Source organism: Bradyrhizobium sp. CCGB01, from assembly GCF_024199795.1.
In the GTDB taxonomy this organism is placed as follows: Bacteria; Pseudomonadota; Alphaproteobacteria; order Rhizobiales; family Xanthobacteraceae; genus Bradyrhizobium.
In genome coordinates this window covers 8,824,838-8,846,511 of record NZ_JANADK010000001.1, presented here as the reverse complement: position 1 = coordinate 8,846,511, position 21,674 = coordinate 8,824,838, and the positions used below count along the sequence as shown (strand labels likewise).

19 protein-coding genes are annotated in these 21,674 nt (G+C 61.9%); 16 read left to right on the top strand and 3 right to left on the bottom strand.

Annotated elements, in window-relative coordinates:
• Positions 1-3 precede the first annotated feature (3 nt).
• Genes NLM25_RS41675 through NLM25_RS41655 form a run of 5 tightly spaced genes read left to right on the top strand, consistent with a single transcriptional unit; the run spans position 4 to position 3,640 of the window.
• Complete coding sequence (locus NLM25_RS41675; protein ID WP_254140785.1) at positions 4-621, top strand: flavin reductase family protein; 618 nt, start codon at positions 4-6, stop codon at positions 619-621.
• A gap of 44 nt (positions 622-665) precedes the next feature.
• Complete coding sequence (locus NLM25_RS41670) at positions 666-1,526, top strand: fumarylacetoacetate hydrolase family protein (protein ID WP_254140784.1); 861 nt, start codon at positions 666-668, stop codon at positions 1,524-1,526.
• 3 nt (positions 1,527-1,529) lie between these two features.
• Positions 1,530-2,333 (top strand): 2-oxo-hept-4-ene-1,7-dioate hydratase, encoded by an 804-nt coding sequence (gene hpaH, locus NLM25_RS41665; RefSeq protein WP_254140783.1) that lies wholly within the window; start codon positions 1,530-1,532, stop codon positions 2,331-2,333.
• A 24-nt stretch (positions 2,334-2,357) separates the two neighbouring features.
• Positions 2,358-2,750: a RidA family protein gene (locus tag NLM25_RS41660; protein ID WP_254140782.1), complete on the top strand. Its 393-nt coding sequence runs from the start codon at positions 2,358-2,360 to the stop codon at positions 2,748-2,750.
• Positions 2,751-2,764: 14 nt separating this feature from the next.
• Positions 2,765-3,640, top strand: coding sequence for an amidohydrolase (locus NLM25_RS41655; RefSeq protein WP_254140781.1), 876 nt, complete (start codon positions 2,765-2,767; stop codon positions 3,638-3,640).
• A 139-nt stretch (positions 3,641-3,779) separates the two neighbouring features.
• On the opposite strand, the gene NLM25_RS41650 is transcribed toward NLM25_RS41655, so the two are convergent.
• The gene (locus NLM25_RS41650) at positions 3,780-4,787 is read right to left on the bottom strand and encodes an LLM class flavin-dependent oxidoreductase (RefSeq protein WP_254140780.1); all 1,008 of its coding nucleotides are present in this window, start codon (positions 4,785-4,787) and stop codon (positions 3,780-3,782) included.
• Between the two features lie 287 nt (positions 4,788-5,074).
• Here NLM25_RS41650 and NLM25_RS41645 point away from each other — a divergent pair, with 287 nt between their 5' ends.
• Positions 5,075-5,578, top strand: a complete 504-nt coding sequence (locus tag NLM25_RS41645) for a Twin-arginine translocation pathway signal (protein WP_254140779.1) — start codon at positions 5,075-5,077, stop codon at positions 5,576-5,578.
• Positions 5,579-5,652: 74 nt separating this feature from the next.
• A complete protein-coding gene (locus tag NLM25_RS41640; RefSeq protein ID WP_254140778.1) occupies positions 5,653-6,219 on the top strand; it encodes a ferric reductase-like transmembrane domain-containing protein in 567 nt (188 codons plus the stop codon).
• Positions 6,220-6,270: 51 nt separating this feature from the next.
• On the opposite strand, the gene NLM25_RS41635 is transcribed toward NLM25_RS41640, so the two are convergent.
• Positions 6,271-6,765 (bottom strand): septal ring lytic transglycosylase RlpA family protein, encoded by a 495-nt coding sequence (locus NLM25_RS41635; protein WP_309143663.1) that lies wholly within the window; start codon positions 6,763-6,765, stop codon positions 6,271-6,273.
• 1,093 nt (positions 6,766-7,858) lie between these two features.
• Between NLM25_RS41635 and NLM25_RS41630 the strand changes: the two genes are divergently transcribed.
• The 8 genes from NLM25_RS41630 to NLM25_RS41595 all read left to right on the top strand — a co-directional run bounded on the left by NLM25_RS41630 (position 7,859) and on the right by NLM25_RS41595 (position 16,030).
• The gene (locus NLM25_RS41630) at positions 7,859-8,872 is read left to right on the top strand and encodes an outer membrane protein (RefSeq protein ID WP_254140776.1); all 1,014 of its coding nucleotides are present in this window, start codon (positions 7,859-7,861) and stop codon (positions 8,870-8,872) included.
• A 751-nt stretch (positions 8,873-9,623) separates the two neighbouring features.
• The gene (locus tag NLM25_RS41625; protein ID WP_254140775.1) at positions 9,624-10,727 is read left to right on the top strand and encodes a DNA methyltransferase; all 1,104 of its coding nucleotides are present in this window, start codon (positions 9,624-9,626) and stop codon (positions 10,725-10,727) included.
• The gene (locus NLM25_RS41620; RefSeq protein ID WP_254140774.1) at positions 10,724-12,031 is read left to right on the top strand and encodes a DUF262 domain-containing protein; all 1,308 of its coding nucleotides are present in this window, start codon (positions 10,724-10,726) and stop codon (positions 12,029-12,031) included. The genes NLM25_RS41625 and NLM25_RS41620 overlap by 4 nt, the downstream gene beginning before the upstream one ends.
• Positions 12,032-12,063: 32 nt before the next feature.
• Positions 12,064-13,146: a HEPN domain-containing protein gene (locus tag NLM25_RS41615; protein ID WP_254140773.1), complete on the top strand. Its 1,083-nt coding sequence runs from the start codon at positions 12,064-12,066 to the stop codon at positions 13,144-13,146.
• A gap of 257 nt (positions 13,147-13,403) precedes the next feature.
• Entirely contained in the window at positions 13,404-13,583 is a 180-nt protein-coding gene (locus tag NLM25_RS41610) for a ribbon-helix-helix protein, CopG family (protein WP_254140772.1), read from the top strand.
• Between the two features lie 92 nt (positions 13,584-13,675).
• Positions 13,676-14,608, top strand: coding sequence for a hypothetical protein (locus NLM25_RS41605; protein WP_254140771.1), 933 nt, complete (start codon positions 13,676-13,678; stop codon positions 14,606-14,608).
• Between the two features lie 863 nt (positions 14,609-15,471).
• Positions 15,472-15,669 (top strand): hypothetical protein, encoded by a 198-nt coding sequence (locus NLM25_RS41600; protein WP_095426830.1) that lies wholly within the window; start codon positions 15,472-15,474, stop codon positions 15,667-15,669.
• Positions 15,670-15,745: 76 nt separating this feature from the next.
• Complete coding sequence (locus tag NLM25_RS41595) at positions 15,746-16,030, top strand: hypothetical protein (protein ID WP_254140770.1); 285 nt, start codon at positions 15,746-15,748, stop codon at positions 16,028-16,030.
• A gap of 591 nt (positions 16,031-16,621) precedes the next feature.
• Here the strand turns inward: NLM25_RS41595 and NLM25_RS41590 are convergent.
• A complete protein-coding gene (locus NLM25_RS41590) occupies positions 16,622-17,317 on the bottom strand; it encodes a recombinase family protein (RefSeq protein WP_254140769.1) in 696 nt (231 codons plus the stop codon).
• Positions 17,318-17,975: 658 nt separating this feature from the next.
• On the opposite strand from NLM25_RS41590, the gene NLM25_RS41585 reads away from it, so the two are divergent.
• Positions 17,976-21,338, top strand: coding sequence for a M15 family metallopeptidase (locus NLM25_RS41585; RefSeq protein WP_254140768.1), 3,363 nt, complete (start codon positions 17,976-17,978; stop codon positions 21,336-21,338).
• Positions 21,339-21,674 lie beyond the last annotated feature (336 nt).

Genomic DNA, 21,674 nt, shown 5'->3' with positions numbered 1-21,674 from the left:
TCGATGCGGATCGACCCCACCGAGCTTGGCGCGGAGCGCATCTACCGGCTGATGACCGGCATCGTGGTGCCGCGCCCGATCGCGTGGGTGACGAGCCTGTCGCGCAGCGGCGTGCTCAACCTCGCGCCGTTCAGCGCCTTCACCTTCGTCTCGCAGAAGCCGCCGATGCTGGCCATCAGCGTCGGCCGCAAGGGCGCCGACTACAAGGACACCGCGCACAACATCCTCGACACCGAGGAATATGTGATCCACATCGCCGATACGCCGCTGATGTCAGCGGTGCACGACAGCTCCGTCGAGCATCCGCCTGAAATCAGCGAGGTCGCGGAGCTCGGCCTGGAAACGCGCGCGAGCGAGCGCATCAAGGTGCCACGCCTTGGCGCTGCGCCGGTCGCGATGGAGTGCCGCTTCCGGCAATGCCTCGAGTTCGGCGAGGCGCGGAGCCGGCTCATCGTCGGCGAGGTCGTGATGCTCCACATCCGCGACGGCCTCGTGAACGACGGCAAGGTCGAGACCAAGGCGCTCGACCCGATCGCGCGCATCGGCGGACCGCGCTACGCCCGGCTCGGCGAGATCGTGACGCTGAACACCGTCTTCCAGACTCCCAAATCGAAAGACTGAGCGCGCAGCCTTGGGCCGCGCCTGAAGACCATTGGAGAACAACCATGCGACTCGTGAGCTATCTGGTGGATGGAGAGCCGCGCTACGGCGCGGCCGTCGCGGGCGGCGTGGTCGATCTGACGAAGCGGATCGGCCGCGACTTCTCCGACGTGAAGGCGCTGATCGCCGCCAATGCGCTCGCCGACGCGCAGGAAGCGGTGGCCGGCGCGACGCCCGATTACGAATTGGAAAAGCTCGTCCTGCTGCCGCCGGTGCTGGCGCCGGAAAAGCTCTGGTGTATCGGCGTCAACTACGCCGAGCGCAACGCGGAATACAAAGACAATTCGGACCTGCCCAAATATCCCAGCCTGTTCGTGCGCAGCATGTCGTCGATGACCGGCTCCGGCCAGCCGCTCGAGAAGCCAAAGGTGTCCGAGCAGCTCGACTATGAGGGCGAGCTCGTCATCGTGATCGGGCAGGGCGGCCGTCACATCCCGCGCGAAAAAGCCTTCGCGCACATCTTCGGCATGACGCTGTGCAACGAGGGCACGATCCGCGACTGGTTGCGCCACGGCAAGTTCAACGTCACCCAGGGCAAGAACTTTGATCGTTCCGGCAGCATCGGCCCGTGGCTCGTCACGGCGGACGAGCTCGATCCGCGCGGGCCGCACGACATCGTCACGCGCGTCAACGGCGAGGTGCGGCAGCAGGACACGACCGAACGGCTGATGTTCCCGTTCGATTTCCTGATCTCCTATCTCTCGACCTTCGCGACCCTGAAGCCCGGCGACATGATCGTGACGGGCACGCCGACAGGCGCGGGCGTCCGCTTCGATCCGCCGCGTTGGCTGAAAGTTGGCGATGTCGTCGAAGTCGAGTCGAGCGGCATCGGCGTGCTGCGCAACGTCGTCGCCGCGGAGCGTTAGGCCATGCTGGATGCCGCCACGATCGAACGCCTTGCCGCGCGCCTCGATGAGGCCGAGCGCACCAAGGCGCTGATCCCGATGTTCTCGAAGGAGTTTCCCGAGTTCAGCATCGAGGATGCCTACGCCGTCCAGCGCGCCTGGACCAGGCTTCAGCTCGGCCGCGGCCGGGTTATCAAGGGCCACAAGATCGGCCTGACCTCGAAGGCGATGCAGAATGCGGTCGGCATCTCCGAGCCCGATTACGGCGTGCTGTTCGCCGACATGTTCTATGCCGACGCCACGCCCATTCCGTTCGACCGCTTTCACGCGCCGCGGATCGAGGTCGAGCTCGCCTTCGTGCTGAAGGCGCCGCTGCGCGGTCCCGACTGCACCATCTTCGACGTGCTCAACGCCACCGACTACGTCACGCCCGCGCTCGAAATCCTGGAAACGCGCATGCATCGCGTCGATCCCGAGACCGGCAAGACGCGAAAAGTCATGGACACGATCTCGGACAATGCGGCGAATGCCGCGCTGGTGCTGGGCGGCCGGCCGTTCCGTCCCCTGGATGCGGACCTGCGCTGGATCGGCGCGCTCTTGTTCCGCAACGGCGAGGTCGAGGAGACCGGGCTTGCCGCCGGCGTGCTCAATCATCCAGCCAATGGTATCGCCTGGCTCGCCAACCGCCTCGCGCCGCATGACGAACACCTCGCGGCCGGCGAGGTGGTGCTGGCGGGATCGTTCACGCGTCCGGTCGACATCCGCCGCGGCGACACGTTTCACGCCGACTACGGCGCCTTCGGCTCGGTGTCGTGCCAGTTCGTCTGAACCAACAATAAAAGGGAGCGCACCATGACAGGCCAAACGCGGCGCAAGAGCATCCATATCGGCGGCTTCAAGCACGCCAACCCGATCCCGAACGCCTGCCGCATCGGCAATCTCGTGATGTCCGGCGTCATCCTCGGCCGCGATGCGGCCGGCGCGATGCCCGCGAGCCTCGACGCGCAATGCGCCAACATGTTCGCGCATATGAAGGCGACGGTGGAGGCCGCCGGCGGCACCACGGACGACATCATCAAGATGACGGTGTGGCTGAAGGATCGTACGCAGCGCGGTCCGGTCAATGTCGAGTGGCTGAAGATGTTTCCGGACGAGCATTCGCGTCCCGCACGCCACGCGTTGCCGATGGACAACATGGACGGCGGCGCACTCGTGCAGTGCGACTTCACCGCCGTGATCGACTGAAGGAGCAATAGCGCATGCCGACCTATCTGCCGTTCGATCCCAATCCGCGCCGCCCGGTCAAGGCACCGCCGCCGAAGACCGTCGACAGCCAGTTTCACGTGCTGGGTCCGATCGACAAATATCCGGAGCGTCCCGGTGCGGCCTATCGGATGCCGACCGCGACGTGGGAAGCGGCACTGCGCGTGCACAAGACGCTCGGCATCGAGCGCGGCATCATCGTGCAGACCACGACCTACGGCGCGGATCATTCCGTCGTGCTCGACGGCCTTGCCGCGATGGGCCCGAACTATCGTGGCTGCGCCAACGCGCTGGTGTTCGCGGAGGCCAACGATGCCTATCTCACAAAACTGCATGATGCCGGCGTGCGCGGCGCGCGCTTCAGCTTTCGACAGGAACTGGGCGCGGTGCTGTCAGACCAGGACTTTGCACGTGCGATCGCACGCATCCGCGAGCTCGGCTGGTACGTGAAAATCCAGCCGGAGAAGGACGGCATCATCTCCAGCGTCGCCAAGTACGAGAACCTCGACGTGCCCGTGCTGATCGACCACATGGCGCGGCCGGTGCCCGCGAATGGCAAGGACGATCCGAATTTGCGCAAGATGCTGGAGCTGCTCAAGAAGGGCAATTTCTGGGTCATGCTCTCGCTCGGCGAGAAGACCTCGCAGGTTGGTCCTCCCTATGACGACGTGATCCCGATCGCGCGCACCTATATCGAAGCCGCCATCGACCGCTGCGTCTGGGCCAGCGACTGGCCGCATCCGGTCTCCGTCAAGCAGCCGCCGAACGACGCCGATCTGCTCGAGTTGATGTTCCGCTTCGCGTCCGACGATGCCGAGTTGGAGAAGATCCTGGTGCACAATCCGGCAAAGCTGTTCGGCTTCCCGGATTAGGGCCTCTTCGTCATTGCGAGGAGCTCGCGACAAAATTGCGAGGCAATTTTGCGCTGGCGACGAAGCAATCCAGACTGCCGCCAGGCAAACGGTCTGGATTGCTTCGCTGCGCTCTCTATGACGGGCGTGGTGCCCGCGCTTACGCCGCCGGCTGCTTCGCCAGTCTGTCCCGCAGCTCGGCCGCGATCTCGAACGAGCGCAGCCGCGCGGCGTGGTCGTAGATCTGCCCCGTGGTCATCAGCTCGTCCGCGCCTGTTTCGGCGATCAGCGCCTTCAGCTTCGCTTCGACGACGGCAGGCGAGCCGACCGCGGAGCAGGACAGCGACTGGCCGACGCCGGCCTTCTCCGCCGGCGACCACAGCGCGTCCATGTCGTCGACCGGCGGCGGCAGCGGGCCGGGGGTGCCGCGGCGCAGATTGATGAACTGCTGCTGCAGCGATGAGAACATCCGCTGCGCCTCGGCATCGCTGTCGGCGGCGAACACGTTGACGCCGACCATCGCATAGGGCTTGTCGAGCTGCGCCGATGGCTCGAAGCGCGCGCGATATTCGCGCAGCGCCGGCATCATCATCTGCGGCGCGAAATGCGAGGCGAAGGCGAAGGGCAGGCCGAGCATCGCCGCCAGCTGCGCGCCGAAGGTGCTCGATCCCAGGATCCACAGCGGCACCTTCGTTCCCATGCCGGGCACGGCGCGGATCGCCTGGTTCGGCTGCACGTCGCCGAGCAGCGCCTGCAACTCCAGCACGTCATGCGGAAAGTTCTCGGAACTGGTGGCGAGGTCGCGCCGCAGCGCCCGCGCGGTGAACTGGTCGGTGCCCGGCGCGCGGCCAAGCCCGAGATCGATGCGGCCCGGATAAAGCGAGGCCAGCGTGCCGAACTGCTCGGCGATGACCAGCGGCGAATGGTTCGGCAGCATGATCCCGCCGGACCCGACGCGGATCGTCTTTGTCCCGCCCGCGACGTGCCCGATCACCACCGACGTCGCCGCGCTCGCGATCCCCGTCATGTTGTGATGCTCGGCGAGCCAGAACCGCTTGAAGCCCCAGGCCTCGGCATGCTGGGCGAGATCGAGCGAATTGCGAAACGCCTGCGCCGCATCGCCGCCTTGGCGGATGGGCGCGAGGTCGAGCACGGAGAAGGGGATCATGGGGGCTGCCGGAGTGGAGGATCTGCGCGATCATGCGCGGCTGGAGCGTCACATGTAGTGTCAGCGCGCAGGATGGGTAGTGCGCTTGCGAAACCCATCCTGCTTCGTCAACTGAGAGCGCTTCGACGGGCTTCGCGCCCCCCATCCTGGGGCCCGTTCGAATGGCCAGTATCTGGTTCACAACACCGTTATTGCGGCCTGTGGGAGCCTTCGTCTCAACTGGGCGTTTTGCGCTTGTTGTTGTACCCTCGGCGCAGCCACTGCACGGTTGTTCAGGAGGAACCGACATGACCCTGATCGTCTTCAACCGCCGCCGCCTCCTTGCTGCCGGCGGCTCCGTCCTGGCAACGGGTGTTTTGACAAATGCGGTTTCGGGGCTGCTGTTGCCGGCCCGCGCGGATGGCCTCGCGCCGACCGAGACGATGTCGGGCGGGGCGAACAACTACCGCAAGGGCGCGGCGATCGTGGACCGGATCGGCAAGGGCGGTTTCTGGATGAGCGGTACCGTGCGCCGCGCCGGCGACGGGGCTCCGCTTGCCGGGCAGCGCATCCAGATCTGGGCGCACACGACCGAAGGTCAGGAGCACGAGCCGCAGAGTCACGGCGCCACGCTCACCGACAAGGACGGAAAATTCCGGCTCGAGATGCCGCAGATCATTCCGATCTTCGGCCAGCCGCATGGTCACCTCGCCTATGACAGCGGTGAATTCAAAACCGTCTTCCTGCGGCCGGTGATGCGGAGCGCAAAGGAAACCAGCCTCGAGGCGCACTTCGTCCTTCAGCCGGCCTGACAGCGTTGCAAGAGAAGGGGAGGAGATCGGCCCGGGCGACCCTGATCTGGGTCGCCCTTGCTTTGGCCGTTGGCGTGCCGATCGCCGCAGCGGCAGGCAGCGAGCAGCTCGCATGGCGCGGTCCGGTCTACATCCTGGCCGGCTTCGCCGGGATCATCGCCCTCGGTCTTGTGCTCGTTCAGCCGTTGCTGATCGGCGGATATTTGCCGGGACTGTCGGCTTATCGTGGACGGCGTGCCCATCACTGGATCGGCGGCGCGCTGGTGCTGGCGGTGGTGATCCATGTCGCCGGCCTCTGGATCACCAGCCCGCCCGACATGATCGATGCCCTGACCTTTTCATCGCCGACGCCGTTCTCCCCCTTCGGCGTGACCGCCATGTGGGCCATCTTCGCGGTCGCGCTTCTGGCTCTCTTGCGTCGGCGCTTGGGTCTGCGGCTGCGCACCTGGCGCATCATCCATATTCCCCTCGCGATCGTCATCGTCGCAGGGAGCGTCGCCCATTGCCTGCTGATCGAGGGGACGATGGAGACAATTTCCAAGGTGGCGCTCTGCGCGCTCGTTCTCGCAGCAACCGTCAAAGCCATGGTTGACCTGCAGGTGTGGCGAAAGCAAAGGGCGTTGCGCGGCGAGAGCTCGTAGCCCGGATCGAGCTTGCGCTCCATCAGGGCTACGCCATTTCGTGTGGGACGTTCAGCCCAGCGGTCCCGGGGTCCAATCGTCTCCTGAAAGCGGGATAACTCTTACTTCACGAATGACTCCCAGCTCCAGGCTTGGATCGAAATGGCGCATCGTCCGCTCGTTGAAGTCAATGATGCGGCCAGGCCTCAACGGCCCCACGTCATTGATCTTGACGATGACTTTCTTGCCGACGGCCTCGACGAGAGCATATTTCGGCCTTGCGCCAAATTGGACCCCACCAAATTTCCTGCGCAAACTCGTCTTGATGGCAGCCGCCCAGACAGAGGGATCATAGCGCTCGCCGGAGGCTGTGCTCGGACCGCCCTCTTCCTTACCGGGCTTGAACGGATTGTACATGGATGCAGCGCCAACGACCGCATCCCCAGAGGCGGCATCGACGACGGCGATTGAGTGAACTCCACCCGCTTCACTTCGAGCAACGGTAACGGAAACGGCAAGCGCAATCAGGGCGCCGCAAATTGCGGCGCTCGAGCGGAACAACATCATAACTCCTGTGATTTTTTCGATCGTCGGTTCCGATATCGCAAGCATCGGCAAGCGAACGCGGAAGCGTTCACGAATTTGCGCCAATGCTTTGCGGAGTTTCGAGCCAACCCCTGGCTACGGAACCGTTGTGCGAACCAGAGTGGTTCCCACGCAGTGTTTTAGGTTGCCACTGACTAAGACAGAGAATGCGTCAGCAGCATGACCTGATGGAACCTGGCGAGCGGCGTTGGCCAACTGCTGACACGCCCGCGCTCATCGACTCGTCGGGCAAAACACCTGCCTCTCGTACAAACCCGTCAAGCCTATCCCACAAAAATATTCCACTTTACCGAAATTCGGAATTACGGCATTCTCTTCGCCGTCCCGGTCCGCGGAGAGGGGGCGATCGTACGTCGTAACGAACGTGGACCGGGGTGCGGTGGACGCGGCAGCGCCGGGCACGCGAAGGCGGGACCAGGGCGAGATGAACCTCGTGAGGTCTTGACTGCGTGCAGACGGACGGCGCCAACGCCTTGCGAAGTCCTTCGGGGCGATGCGGGGCGAGCTGCGTACGGCAAAACCGTGTGGTCCTGACCGTCGTTGCTACGGTCAAGCCTTGCGGAGATGGATCGGGACTCGACCGGGTCGCGGGGCATCGCCAATTCGCGAGGTGACGGAGGCCAGAACGAACTCGGCTCCGGGGAGAGCGCGCATAAGCCGTCAACCCATCGCGCAGGGAAGGCCGGGTGTTTTCCGGCCCACCTGTTTTCCGCCTGCGCATTTGCGTGTGCAAATTCTTGGCGCAGCGGACCTACGGGTGCCAGCCGGCACCCGGCCTTCCCTGCGCCCTCTTCACTTCAAGAGGGGCCGGAATGACGCAAAACTCGGGCATCTGGTGCCGCGAGAATGCCGCGTCGTGCGTGATTTGAGAATGGTTCTGTCAGAGAGGATTGATGGAGACGCTGGCGCGTGTCGCCCAGAGTCCACACCGCGCTGGAAATCTCCAGCTTGCGTGTCGCAAACGGTCGCACGCGCGGACGCGGTCTCTTTGCGCTTTCCCGATCAGGATTCATAGTGTCCGCCGATGATTTGCAACCGAGGGGCGAGGTATCAAATGACAGCGCGTAAGTGTTTTATCGTGGCTGCGGGCTTGATGACGGCGGGCGCTGCCCATGCCGAGGACATTCCATCCAACGCCGAACTGTTTCGCATGCTCAAGGCGCAGCAGCAGACGATCTCCGAGCTGCGGGCCGAATTGAAGCAGGCGAAACAGGAGCGGCGCGCTGCCACTCCGCGCGAGACGGCTGCACCGACCGTCAGGCCAGCCGGACGTGACGTCGCGACGGTGGCGGCCACGCCGCCCGCGCAAGCCTATGCGATGTACAACAAGGGGCCTGCAGTCGTGCCGACGCGTAGTGGCGGTGCCTATGTCGGCGTTTTCGGCGGCGGCGGCAGCCGGGGCGGCACTGATGTCAGCCAGTTCGGTACCGTCTTTATCCCCGAGGCCGCCGGCGGTCCCCTGGCTGTCGACGCCACGGGACGCACCAGCAGTGGTGGCGTTGGGTTCGGCGGTGCGCAGCTCGGTTACGAGTGGTCGTATGGAGCGCATCTGCGGCCCGCCCTCGAGATCGAAGGCTTTTATTTGGCGGGTAACCAGCCGCGTGCGACGCTGGCGAACCCCACCGTGCGGCTTATCGAGCGCTCCTTCGACGATACATTCCCCACCCGCACCACGGTGCTTCTGGCGAACATGGTTGTCGGCTTCAACACGCCCTATCAAGGCGTCACGCCCTATATCGGCGGCGGCATCGGGGCCGCCAATGTCTCCATCAACGGTGCCTCGTCCACCCAGACCGACCCGGCCGAGCCTGGCATCAACCACTTCAATGCGCGCGCGGACTCCTCGGCCTGGACCTTTGCCGCACAGGCCAAGGCCGGTGCGCGCTTCGCCCTCGGCAACAGCGGCGCCTATCTGTTCGGTGAGTACCGCTATTTGTATGTCGGTAGCGTCAATCAGGTTTTCGGCTCGACCGTCGATCCCGCTCATGCGTCGACCAGCCCGTGGACGGCCAGCTTAGGCGGGACGTCCCAGCATCTCGCAGCCGGCGGCGTCGGCTTCGGCTTCTAGCCGAGCTTGAGTGGAGCTTGATCCTCGCGAGAACCGTCGCCCTCTTCGCGGAAGAGGGTGACGGACGGAAGCAAAACTCGGGCATCTGGCGCCGCGAGAATGCTGATCTGTGCGTGATTGAACCCAGAAAATGGTGCTGCCAGACAGGATTGAACTTAGGAACTAATCCTGAACTGTATTGATTCTTCTATGTTTTTCGATCCGGCGATATGACTTTGTGTGGCACTCTTTGGTGGCGCTATCGCGATAATGTACCCTGGAGGCCCCAACATTGCATCAGGTTTTCCAGGTGCTGCCCTGACGCTTGCCGGAGGCAAGCGCGGCGCGCTGCGACGGATTTCGCCGGGCGACGGTAGCAAGCTCCGCTCTGAGCCTGAGGACGAGTCCGGCTTTGGCTGGCGTCGCTTTGGTATTCTGCAAGAACTTCCACAGCAGATCTATCGGTACGTCGGCCTTTGAGCAGGTTCGCCCAATATACCGAATATCCGAGAGGTGGAGTGTGCCCAAGATGGCTAGGTCGGCGGCTTCCCACTCCCGTCAGCGGGTAGAGGATCGACAGCCAGAAGCTGTGAATGACAGAAGTCTAGGCTGGACAGCACCCCGCTTAGGCCCCCGTCTTCCATAGAATCAATCTATAACCACAGCGGATCGAATTTCGTTTGTGACCGCAACGGATAACGCCCATCGCGGCAACAGCGTGCCTTTCGGCCGAGGACGACCTCGCCACTTGCCTGAGCATGAAACCATTTCCATGAGCAATGACGCCCTGAACGCAATCTGTCCCTACTACACAATGTACCCACTCGACTTTCCTCTGCGTGTCTTAAAAACGCACGGCAAGCGGGGCGACTGGGTGATAGATCCGTTTTGTGGGCGCGGCACTACAAATTTCGCGGCTCGGCTCCTCGAAATGCCTTCCGTGGGTGTCGACAGCAGTCCGGTGGCGGCAGCTCTCGCTCAGGCGAAGCTTGCGACAGCCGACCCAAAACAAGTTGTGGCTTGTGCCCGCTCCATTCTTGAAGCTGCAAAAGAACCCGAGCGAGTGCCCTCAGGCAAGTTTTGGAAGCTCGCGTACCATGAAAGTACCCTCGTTCGTCTCTGCCAGTTGCGCGAGGCACTACTCGCAGAATGTTCGTCGCCGGCAAGGGTGCTACTGCGCGCAATAATCCTTGGTGCGCTCCACGGGCCACGACCAAAGGGGACACCTTCATACTTCTCGAACCAGTCCCCGCGCACGTTCGCGCCGAAGCCAGACTACGCGGCGAGATTCTGGACTCGACAGGGGATGCGCCCGGACAAAGTCGACGTGCTGTCGATAATTCAAACCCGGGCGGAACGCTACCTCGCTGAGCCGCCGCCCAAGGTCAACGGCTTGGTGCAACTCGGAGACAGCCGAAAGGCGGCCACTTTCAACGACGTTCCCAAGGCACGCTTCGTGGTCACATCACCTCCATACTTTGGCATGCGCACCTACCTGCCAGATCAATGGCTCCGGCTCTGGTTTCTTGGTGGCCCAGACCACGTTGATTACCGTTATCCGGAGGGGCAGCTTGAGCACTCGGGCGCGGACCACTTCGCGACCGAGATGCGGCGAGTTTGGAGGAATATGGCCTTGCACACGACTGAAGGAGCGCGGCTGATCATCCGCTACGGCGGAATCCATGATCGTGACGCAAGGCCCATGGATGTGCTTAAAATGTCCTTGGCCGACTCCGGCTGGAGGATTGTGGCCGCTAGGGCGGTGCCCGATTCCGATCGCGGTCGCCGACAGGTTCGGCAGTTTCAAGCCAAACCAAAGAAAGCAATCACGGAATATGACGTGTACTGCCACCATGTGGACGGGGATTATCAGTGACGAAGGAAAGCCGGAAAAAGCCGGAGGCCAGCGGCAAGACGCAGCAGTCGGAGGGGAAGCATCTCCACGACTTCGAGAAAGTTCCGTTCGACCACGACACGACTAAGTCGAAGTCCTCCGACGAGGAATTGAACAGCCGGTACGCGAAGGGAGAGGTCCGCATAGTTACCGAACAGGCCCGATATCCCCTGGCTGGAATTCTTGGGATGCTCAGGGATGTGATAGAGGACGAGGACGGCGAGAAAGAGCTACGGTACAAGCTTGATCCGGAATATCAGCGCCGCCACCGATGGAGCAATGAAAGGAAATCGAGGCTCATTGAGTCGTTCTTGATGAACGTGCCGGTTCCACCAGTGTTCCTGTACGAGCGCGATCTGGCTCGCTTTGAGGTGATGGACGGACGACAACGCCTGACTGCACTGAGCGACTTCTACGCAGACAAGTTCGAACTCATTGGGCTGCAGTACTGGTCGGACCTCGACGGCCGCAAGTACTCGCAACTTCCTTCAAAAATCAGAGACGGCATCGATCGGCGCTACATCTCATCAATAATTCTTCTTAAGGAAACAGCGGCCAGCGAGGAGCAGGCCGCCATGCTGAAGAAGATGGTGTTCGAACGCCTCAACTCGGGGGGAGTTAAGCTTGGGAGCCAGGAGACGCGCAATGCCGTCTACAATGGCCCGCTCAATAAACTCTGTCTTGATCTGTCGGAAAACGAGAAGTTTCGACGTATGTGGGGTATCCCGCTCGATCCTAAACCAGAGGAGACGAACGACGACGAAGAGGTTGAGGAGGCCACCGACGATTCGACAACAGCGGGTCTCCGCATGTTTGAGAAGATGGAGGACGCGGAACTTGTGCTGCGCTTCTTCGCTTACCGGAAGATCGGGGAGTTCAAGGCGGGTTTAAACAAGATCTCCGAATTTCTTGACCGGTTCATCGTGGCTGGCAACAAGTTTCCGGAAAAAGGACTCGCCGAATATCGGGCGATGTTTGAAGAGACCATACAGTTCCTTTGGGAGGTGCTGGGGGTCGAAACATTCACCGTTCTCGATCCTTCGAAGCGGAGACCGACAAAGATCGTCTATGACCCGCTCATGTTCGTCGCGAACAGCCCCGGTGTCGTGCCTCATCGGGCCGAACTGGTTGCGAACAAGGTCGTGCTCCGGGATGAGCTAAAGGAAATGTATCAGAAGAACCAAGGCCTCTTCTCTGGTCGTCGTACGAACTTCAAAGATACCCAAGACCGGAATCGCTGCGTGAGCGAAGCCTTCTCCAACGCGATCGCCAAAACTGCGAAATAGATTCGCGAAGGAGCCTATCTGTGCGTTCTACGTTGGACGTATTCACGAAGGAGTTGGAGGAACTACGGGTTCTGGTGGCATCGATCAGCCCGGTCAACGCGGCGCTCGCTAACCACAAGGACTCGCTCGTGCGTAGGTACGTATTTGTCCGCCGCCGGTTTGATTACGCGGCATTCGCCGTTGCTCTGTACGCCTCATTCGAGAAGTTCATCGAAGCCTTCATAGCTGAGTACGCTCATTTTGAGTCGCGGCGCCTTAGCTACGGGGAGTTGCCAACGAAGCTCTTGACGAAGCACCGTTCACGCACGGCCGAGATGTTGTCGCGTGGTCGTATCGGAGAGGGGCGCTATCTTGGCCTCACCGAACTTGAGGTCGTTAAGAACTTGTTCGAGTGTCTGAATGGCGTCAAGCCGTACACCCTGAACAAAGCAGCGGTAATAGCCCACGATGTAAATCTGCGCGTTGGCGAGATCGACAACCTTTTTGCGACCGTCGGCATCGAGAACGTTTGCGATCGTGCCCGCCGAGCGGATGCGCTCATGCACTGGTACCGCGAGACGAAGAACCTTGAAGTTGTTCTACAAGACGGTGTGCCCGCGACCCTCGTCGAGGAACGCATCAAAGATCTAGTCGATCGCCGCAACGAGATCGCACATGGAGGTGACATCCCGACCGAGCTGCCCGGTGAGAACGAGATGAAAGAGGCGATCAGTTTCATGCAAGCCTTCGCACAGTCAATCTTCGCGATCACTGTTGGAGCCTATCTCAAGACACATCACGCGCCCACGTCGCTCGGCCACGTCGAACTTGTGCAAGTACAAAACGATGGCCCATACAAGAAAGGAACCATCGTTGTGATCGAGAAGCCCGCGAAGCGGCTCCTCGTCGGCCAGCCTGTGTTTGTGCTCGTGGACTCTACAGGCGCACGATGGGGCCGCATCCAAAAGCTGCGAGTAAACGACACCGACGTGCATGAAGTGATGCCAGAGACCGACGCTCCGAGGGGAGTCGGAGTTGAGCTGGACTTTAAGTGCCCGAAAGGAGCAAATCTCATTGCTCTGGAGACAGACGACGATGCTGTTTGGAGAGTGTCTGAAGCGGCAGTAGCGCCGTGAGTGTCCGCGGCTGCTCGGCTCGAAGGCGAACGCTCAAGGCGGGCTCAGTTGCCTGCTCTGACGATCTCCATCCTTCCATGAACCGCATTGCTGTGGCTGTGGCCACGTTCAAAATTTGACGCCCGCCCATATGCGTGGTACGCCATGACCATCATCGCTACCATTTGATCAAAGCCCCGCCCTAGGTGGGGCTTTTGTCGTCGACCTATCTGACGCCTCGGCAATCCCGCCGGGGCGTTTTTTGTTTTGGAGGGACTATGACTAACCGCCTTTTCTACGATCCCGATACCGCACGGCCACATGTTGGCTTCAGGTTATCGGTGCACCAACTGGCTGCGCTGGATGAAGCACGCCTGAACCTTCGTCAGGGCAGGTCGGAGTTCGTGAGGCAGGCCGTCGCGGAGCGTCTGCAACGGCTTCAGGCCGCCGCGAAGTAGTCGCCAAAGAGAAAGCCCACGGCGTTCGCCGCGCCATGGGCCTCAATCTCGTTCATTCTTGTTCAACCTGCTGAGATCGAACTGAAAACACTATGCCTGAAACACACTCCGAAATCAACATCAGCCGCGTCCGCCGCGCCATCGACTTCTGGGATGGATTCACCGGTGGTGAAAGGCTGGTCGCTGGCGTGATCGCCGATCACTTCAACTCTGAAGAAGGATATGCCTTCCCGACATATCGATACCTCGAATTCGTCTACGGCTTCAGTCAGACCACAATCTCAAACGCTGTGGAGAAGCTGCGCAAGGGCCTGATGACCGTCGATAATTCCGGAGGAAACAATCGGTACAAACCGGACCCGCAAAAGGTGGAGTCTGTACTCGTCCGCCTCAAAGAGAAGCGTGAGGAATGGAAGCGCAAGAAGTCGGAGGACAGGAAGGCAAAGAAAGTGCTCCACGAGATGGAGCAAGATGCTCCACGAGATGGAGCAGCGGCGCTCCACGAGGCGGAGCCTAATGTCCAACGCAATGCCCAACCGAAAGACCAACACATTCCCGACGAAGCTTCGTCGGGTGTGTCCGCTCGCTCCTCTGAAAGGGAACGCGCCTGCGGCGCTGGCCAGCCGGGCAATGAGAAGCAGGCCAATCAATACCGCCAGACCCGTGAGGAAGCGAAGCGAGATTGGATCGAGCTCAATCGCATCATATCCGGCACATCAGAGGATGCCGAGCACCAACCAGGAAAGCGCTCCGACCGTGGAGCGATGTTTCTCTGGTTCAAGCTGCTGCGCTCTGGCGTCCCGTCGAGCCAGATCGTTCAGGCTGCCGAGAGCTACCGCGATCGGCAAAGATCAAACGGCCAGTGGGTGGCAGGCGTCGCCGGCTTCCTTGCTAAGTTTGATCAGGAAATGCGCGAGGACGGGACCTACCCTGAGACCGAGCGGCACGCTGCTAACGACAACCAGCACTTCCGAGCCGCCAGCGGCGACGACGATCTCAACCGAGGCGTTGAGGTTGATGTCTAACCCATGACCGGCAGCACACGTCACGCTGCCGGTCCCCTTCACCCCTCAGTCGGTGCCTGCCCCCCAGGGCGCACCGGATCATCATCACCCACATTCATCTCAATGCCGGGCCGCCAGACAGCACCACCGGCCGAAAGCGTTTGCCATGACCACTTCACTGGACCAGCCCACTGGACGCCTCAACTTTTCCCGACCTTCAGGAAAACCCGCCGGCCGCCACCGCATCACCATACGGGAGGCTGACGACCGACATGGCCGGTTCGAAGTAAGGCTGACAGATGGATCGACCCTGCCGGCATCCCGCACGCCGCTGCTATCCGCGGCTCGATACCTCCTCGGTGAAGGTGCGAACCCTTCCGCCGTTGTCGAGATGCGTCACGCCGGCCGGCCTGATACCGTCGCCGCATTCGGCAGGGTGGGCGCACTCGCAAAGCTCGACGTTCGGGAGGATCAAACGAGTGGACCGCGCTTCTGTAGGTGGCGACCACCACCACAAGACCGGGGATAGACGCTGCGGGTATCGATCGTCGGTGCGTTAATGTGCGGTGGGCCTAGCAGCGTAGCCTTCAAGGTCAGCGCGCTCCACGGGGCTGCTGCACGCCTTCCAACGATCACAGAAAAGGCCTGACGACTCGCGATTACCCTCGCGTCTATATTAGGGGAATTACGACTTACGGCGCTCACGGCATGCAGATGGGCCGAGTCCTATTGACTTTTTCCCCATATCGTGCGACAAGATTAACTACATTGGCACTGGATTGAACGCTAGGCCCCCTCACGGGGCCTTTCGCATTTCTAACGCCCCGATACCCACCAGCCCGCTCGGCATACCGCCCGGCGGGTTTTTCGTTTTGGAGAACACCATGAAGAAAACTGACCCGTTCGCACCGGATGAGCTTGTCTGCTCACCAATGGTACACGTAGCGCTGAAGCTGCCCAAAATCCTGCTCGACAGGATCGACGCTGCCGCCGCTCAAGACGATCCGAGCTGTGCGAACCGGAGTTCGAAGATGCGCCGATACTTGATAGCCGGCCTTCGCCGCGAACATGAGGCTGCCTGAGATGACCACGGACGCAATTGAGGACGCCGTCGTCTCTGCCGCACGCGCCAAGGGCTATGCGCTAAACTCAACGATCATGGCGACCGTGGCCATCGATCTTGCCGGTTCGTCGCTTGTCGGCGACCTGATCACGATTCCCGGTAAGGGCTCGCTGTCGGTCGCAGACTATCTTCGTGACTTGCGCGACCGGGCACCGAGCGGCTTCAGCCGATTGCAGGAGCCTGAGAAGCCCGACGCGGAGCGGACAGTCACCGAGATGCGCCGGAAACGATCGCTCGACGCCGCATGGCATGACCGCCGTGCCAAGGCCGCCGGCCTGACCTTGGACATGATGAATGAGATCGCGAGGAACCGCGCATGACCTATCGAAGATTACGAAGTGCAGTTGCCACCCGGGAGGCCATCGAAGCCATCCCACCCGATGCACGGGAGCAACGGGCTCAGCATCTAGTGGCCCGCGAACGAGGCCAGCGACTTGCCGCCGCTCAGGCCGCCGTGGCAGCCGCGCTAGAGGCCCATGAACGCGCACTGGCCAGCGTCCCGGGGGCTGAGGCCGATCTCAAGGCCGCCCGTGCAACACTCGACGAAGTCGAAAGAGAGGCAGCAGCGGCAGCGCCGACTGCTTAAATATTCGGACGGCGGTTCAGCTCTCTCCAGAGGCTGCCGTTCGTATAGGGAGGCGTGACGTAGGCCGATGTTGAGACTTGCGAAATTGCACGCCCTCGCGGTGGCTCTCGCCGTCGTCGCGCCTCCCGCCCTTGCCGGACCCTACTGCATACCAGCCCACGGTCGTGACCAGATCGCCAAAGCCGGCAGCGTCTGTCCGATCGGCTATCTGGCGTCGGGACCGTGCTGCGTTGCGCTCCATGTGGACACGCCACGCGCCTTTGCCCGTCTTCCCGGCCGATCGTGTCCGGCCGGAACATTCACCAGCGCCGGAGAATATTGCGTGTCACTGCGGTAGCCGCGCCAAGACGCGCTGCACCTGCACCGCCTGCCACTTGCCGTTGCCGAGCGCGGTAGGAATACCGGCCTCGTTCAGGCCATCTGCAATGGCCCGTAGCGACGTTGCGCCGGCCGCTTGTAACTTGCGGATCGTCGGACCGATATCTGCCGCATGTTTCGTGGTGCGCTCCGACAGGGCCTTCCGGGAGGCTTCCTGCATCTTCGCACCGGGGACAACGCCACGGTTGCCACCAAGCTGCTTACCCCGCCGCTTGGCCGCTGCTAGTGCCGCCTTGGTGCGGGCTGAAATCATGCCGGCTTCCAACTCCGCCACTGCCACCATCTGCTGAAGCAGGAAGCGGCCGGTAGCGCCTTCGATCACGGGCAGGTCCGCGAAGCGAACGTCAACGCCCGCCTCAAGCAGGCGGGACAGGAAGGCGACAGAGCGAGTGAGGCGGTCAACCTTGGAGACCACCAGCGCAGCCCGATGCAGTCGCGCCGCGGCCAGCGCCTGCTCCAGTGCGGGCCGGTCAGCTCGCTTACCCGACTCCACCTCGGTGAACTCGGCAACGATCGTCCAGTCGCCCCCGTTGAGATACGCCGCGACTGCCGCGCGTTGAGCTTCGATGCCGAGACCAGACTTGCCCTGCTTGCCGGTGGAAACTCGGTAGTAGGTGACGAACTTCCCGTTATGCTGCGCCATGGCCTTGCCTGTTACAAATACTTCAACGTCCGTTGACGTATCTGTAACGGCGGGTAGGCCGCCCCGTCAACGAAAATCTTTCGATCTTCGGTCCTCACCCAAAGCACAGTTGTGCTGACGCCATGGTGGGGAGCTGCTGAGGTGTCGCGGCCACCGAAGAGACCGCCGTGATCAGTCATCTACACCAGCGCCCCAGCATCGTTCGTCTGCGGTTGTCCGCTCGCTGGTGACGGTCAGTGATCATCAGCCCGGTGGAGGCCGTCTGCCGCTGACGGAAGGTCGGGCTGCGTGGCTGCGATCGACTGGACGTGGTGCGCCAAAGCTGACCGCTCCTCACCGTGACGGACAATGCGACCACGGCCGGGGGCTCCTCACTTCATCGTCCGCCGTGGAGCACCATCGCCATCACCATCACCATCACCATCACCATCATTGCCCTCGCCCTGCACAGGCCTGCGAGGTTTCCCAGCGCTCGCGAGCGGGGGAGGGTGAAGGCGAGTTTTTTTGTGCGGCATACCCCCTCGGTCGGCCAACCCCTTCCTACTAGCGAGCAGCAAAAGGCGCCTTTCTGAGAGGCCCACCCCACCAAGAAAAAGACCCCACCCATTTCGGGTGGTCACCGTCCGCGCGCCAGCCGCGCCAACAAAACAAGAGAAACATGTCAGAGATCATCAGCGTCCACGCATCATTGACCGCGACCGACAGCGCGAGTCCCGTCATCGCCGGACTTCTCCGGAACGTTCGCAAGCTTGAGGCCGCAGTTAAGTCCATCAACGGCATCTCAGCATCCAAGCTGTTTCCCGACAGTGTCTCAGCCGGCCTCCAGAGGATCACCGACGACGCTCGGAAGGCCGCGTCGACTTACCGCACAGAATGGAAGTCGGCCTATGCAGACAGTCTGCGTGACGCGCGGGCGTTCCATCGTGAGCTGGACCGCCTCGACCGGCAGACCTTCAATCGGCGACAGGCTGAGCAACGCGCCGTTGGTCGTGGTGCCAGCTCCGGCGGTCGTGGCGCGCTCCCTCGTGGCATTTCGCCAACCACCGCGCTCATCTCCGGCGGCATCACGATCTCAGGTGTCGCATCCGCATTCAAGAGACGGATGGAAGCCGACGTCGCCGAGACCAAGGCGCAAATCTTCGGCGGGCTGTCACAAGCTGAGGTGAAGCGGCTTCGTGGTGACTGGTCGGATCAAGTCGCGGTCAAGTTCGGTGAGTCCGCAGCCGCAGTGCTGGACAGCTACACGGAAGCGCTTAAGCAAGGCTTCGACGCCACGGCTGCAAAAAAGGTCACAGAGAACGCCTTGGAGGCGTCTTCGGCGCTCGAAATGAACATCGGTGAACTGATGAAGCTGGCCGGCAAGACCGCGACCAGCCTCTACGGCAACGTCCGGAACGCTGATCCTGCCCGCGTGGCACGAATGATGACCTCGGTTGCCGTTGCTGCCGCCGCGACCGCCGCGGACCCCAATGAAGTCGTTGAGGCGAACAAGCGTGCTCTGTCAGCCTTGAGCACAACCAAGATGAAGGAAATCGATCTCTCCGCGTTCACGTCGGTCGGCATCTCGGCAGGCCTCCAGCCGAACAAGGCCGGTACGTTCCTCGGTTACTTGACCTCCGAATTTGCAAACGCCGGCAATGCCCGCGGCCAGCGTGCGAAGGATCTGGATCAAGCAGCGCGAATGATCGGATACGGTGGCCGGTCGCAAATGGCTCAACGGATGGCTGCCGCACCGACTGAGTTCATGCTCGACATGTTCTCGAAGATGCGGAACATGAGCGAGCAGACCCGGGCGAAGTTCGCCAACCTCGCCGGCATGCGGGAATGGCGGGATGAGCTGGTGCAGATGGCCAAGGCCTCCGATCAAATTCGGGAGACCTTGAAGGAGATCGACCAAAAGAGCGATGCCGTTTCCGGGTTTTCCAAGGCCAAACTCAACTCACTTCAGAAGCGCTGGGACCGCATCAAGGCAATGTTCGGTCTCGCATGGGAAAAATTCGGAAGCGGCTTCGAGCAGAGCTTCATCGAGGTGTCGGACTGGTTTGACAAGCACACCAGCATCGTCACCTCCGGCAGGATCGCGGAGAAGTCCAGAGACCTTGTCGAGCGACTGAAGAAGGCGTTTGGCGTCGCCAGCATGGGCGATGCACTCGACAAGATCGCCGCGAAACTGTCGTCCGTAGACGTCGACAAGATCATCGGCTTCCTGTCGGGCTTCGCGGGCGGGCTCAGGTCTGTGTTCGATACCGTCACCACCCTGCTGAAAGGCGTGGCCGCGGCAATGGGCAAGGACGGTAACAGCGCCGAAGTCCTGGGGAGGCTGACCGGCCAGATTGTTGCCTTGTCCGTCGCGCTCGGAACACTCGCCCCGGTCATGGCCGTGTTCACCGGCTTGGTGGGCATCATCGGCCGCATCGCGGGCCTGCTCGGTGGTCGGGCGTTGCTCGGTGCTGCGAGCGCCAACCCTGTTGGTACCGCTGCCCTGCTCGCGTGGCTCCTCGCGGAGAACAACGACACCGGCTTATCCGATGCCTCGAAGAAACGGCCGGGCGAGACGACAAGCCAATGGCGAGAGCGTCAACGCCAGCACAAGAGAGACCTGTACCAGAAGCAGAGTGGCGACGGCTTCAACCCCGCGGACGTTCACCCGATGAGCTTCATCGGGAACAAGCTGGACAATCTCGGTGGGAAGATCGAACGCGCCTCGTTCATGAGCACTGACCTCAGTTCCCGCGGACGCACCTACGGCAGCGGCGGCAGCAGCAGCGCGGCGATCAGTGCCAACATGAACCGGATCGTCAGCGGGGTCGGCACCCCCGATGCTCTGTGGAAGAACGTAACGCCGGGCGGCCTCCTTCCGAACTTCGGCGTTGGCTCTGGCGGCATCATCAAGCGCAGCAACATCCCTTCCTTCGGCGGCGGAGGCGGCAGCGTTGACGATATGAGCCGGGCGGCCTTCGATAAGAAGTTCGCTGGCACTCCGCTCGCTGGCAAGTACGATCAGATCGTCGCGGCGGCCAGAGTCAACGGCATCTCGCCTGCGCTGCTGGCCGGTGTGATCGCGCACGAAACCGGCAACGGCCATGTGTTGTCCGGAAACAACGTTGCTGGCCTGATGGACCCGGCAACCGGCATGGCGAAAAAGATGCAGTTCGCCAGTCTCGATGCAGGCATCAGCAGAGCCGGCCAAGTGGTCGCAAAGAACTACCGTCTGGCCGGTGGCAACCTCGACAAGATGGGGGCGCGCTATGCCCCTGTCGGCGCCGCGAACGATCCGCGTGGGCTGAACGGTGGATGGCCCGGAGGCGTTCGCAAGCAGATGAGTGCGCTGTCTGGTGGCGTCGGCAGCACCGCCGCAGCGGCGGCTGGCGTTGAACCCGGCCTTGCCGACAAGCTCGGCCTGCGCGGGAGGGCCAACTTCATGCATGGTCAGTATGGTGGCGTCGGTCAAAACCTGACCACCGTCGCCCTGGCCTCCGGAAAGAAGTTGACCGTCAACTCCGCTGCGGCAGAGTCCTTCAAGGGCTTCGTCGATGAGCTGGAAGCGTCTGGCTACAAGATCAGATCGATCGGCGGCTTTGATATGCGAGGCAAGCGCAAGGGCGGAGGTTGGTCGCAGCACGCCTATGGTAATGCGATCGACATCAACCCCGGCAAGAACGCTCAGGATGGCACCGGCAGAACGGACATGCCGGCGAACGTTCGCGACATGGCCGCCAAGTACGGTCTGTCATGGGGTGGAGACTGGTCGAAGAAGTTCAACGACCCGATGCACTTCGAGTGGAACGGATCACAGCCGTGGAAGAATGTCCCGACGCCGAGTGATGCTGTCAAGAACGTGCCTGCTGCTCCGCAGTCTGGCATCCCGATGCGGGGTGGCTTCGGCGGTGGTAACAGCAACGTCGCGATCCACATCAACGGCAATAGCCACGATCCGGAAGCTCTGGCCACGCTGGTTCAGCGCCGCATCGACGAGAAGATGAACTGGCGCGCCCATGACTCGGAGAGCGAGTACACCTGAGGCACAGCTCGGCCCTACGGGGCCGGGCAACTTTTTTCGTCGTTTGCGTCAATACAAATTCCAATGCAAACGCCGATCGATCATGGTCGAGTCGCGACCGGCAGTCGGTCGTGTTTGAAATGAAAGCATCACATGAAAAGTCATCCCGTTGAAACCGCCATCGAATTGATATTGCCGGCCCTGTTTAGAGTGTCGGGGGTTCAGCAGCACCTTGCGAGGTCAGCGGCCGAGAATCTCATCGAGCTTATTGACGGACACGCATTCCACGACGCCTTGACCGAGGCCCCTTCGGAGATGGGGGAGGCCGCGCGAGCCATTTCCTGATCTCACCTGAGC

What these genes read in the sequence shown, in the direction of transcription:
- NLM25_RS41610 (WP_254140772.1), top strand. Translation starts at nt 13,404, where the DNA reads ATGACTAACCGCCTTTTCTACGATCCCGATACCGCACGGCCACATGTT.
- NLM25_RS41590 (WP_254140769.1), bottom strand. Translation starts at nt 17,317, where the DNA reads ATGGCGCAGCATAACGGGAAGTTCGTCACCTACTACCGAGTTTCCACC.
- NLM25_RS41600 (WP_095426830.1), top strand. Translation starts at nt 15,472, where the DNA reads ATGAAGAAAACTGACCCGTTCGCACCGGATGAGCTTGTCTGCTCACCA.
- NLM25_RS41585 (WP_254140768.1), top strand. Translation starts at nt 17,976, where the DNA reads ATGTCAGAGATCATCAGCGTCCACGCATCATTGACCGCGACCGACAGC.
- NLM25_RS41605 (WP_254140771.1), top strand. Translation starts at nt 13,676, where the DNA reads ATGCCTGAAACACACTCCGAAATCAACATCAGCCGCGTCCGCCGCGCC.
- NLM25_RS41660 (WP_254140782.1), top strand. Translation starts at nt 2,358, where the DNA reads ATGACAGGCCAAACGCGGCGCAAGAGCATCCATATCGGCGGCTTCAAG.
- hpaH (WP_254140783.1), top strand. Translation starts at nt 1,530, where the DNA reads ATGCTGGATGCCGCCACGATCGAACGCCTTGCCGCGCGCCTCGATGAG.
- NLM25_RS41595 (WP_254140770.1), top strand. Translation starts at nt 15,746, where the DNA reads ATGGCGACCGTGGCCATCGATCTTGCCGGTTCGTCGCTTGTCGGCGAC.
- NLM25_RS41635 (WP_309143663.1), bottom strand. Translation starts at nt 6,765, where the DNA reads ATGATGTTGTTCCGCTCGAGCGCCGCAATTTGCGGCGCCCTGATTGCG.
- NLM25_RS41625 (WP_254140775.1), top strand. Translation starts at nt 9,624, where the DNA reads ATGAGCAATGACGCCCTGAACGCAATCTGTCCCTACTACACAATGTAC.
- NLM25_RS41630 (WP_254140776.1), top strand. Translation starts at nt 7,859, where the DNA reads ATGACAGCGCGTAAGTGTTTTATCGTGGCTGCGGGCTTGATGACGGCG.
- NLM25_RS41655 (WP_254140781.1), top strand. Translation starts at nt 2,765, where the DNA reads ATGCCGACCTATCTGCCGTTCGATCCCAATCCGCGCCGCCCGGTCAAG.
- NLM25_RS41670 (WP_254140784.1), top strand. Translation starts at nt 666, where the DNA reads ATGCGACTCGTGAGCTATCTGGTGGATGGAGAGCCGCGCTACGGCGCG.
- NLM25_RS41645 (WP_254140779.1), top strand. Translation starts at nt 5,075, where the DNA reads ATGACCCTGATCGTCTTCAACCGCCGCCGCCTCCTTGCTGCCGGCGGC.
- NLM25_RS41675 (WP_254140785.1), top strand. Translation starts at nt 4, where the DNA reads ATGCGGATCGACCCCACCGAGCTTGGCGCGGAGCGCATCTACCGGCTG.
- NLM25_RS41650 (WP_254140780.1), bottom strand. Translation starts at nt 4,787, where the DNA reads ATGATCCCCTTCTCCGTGCTCGACCTCGCGCCCATCCGCCAAGGCGGC.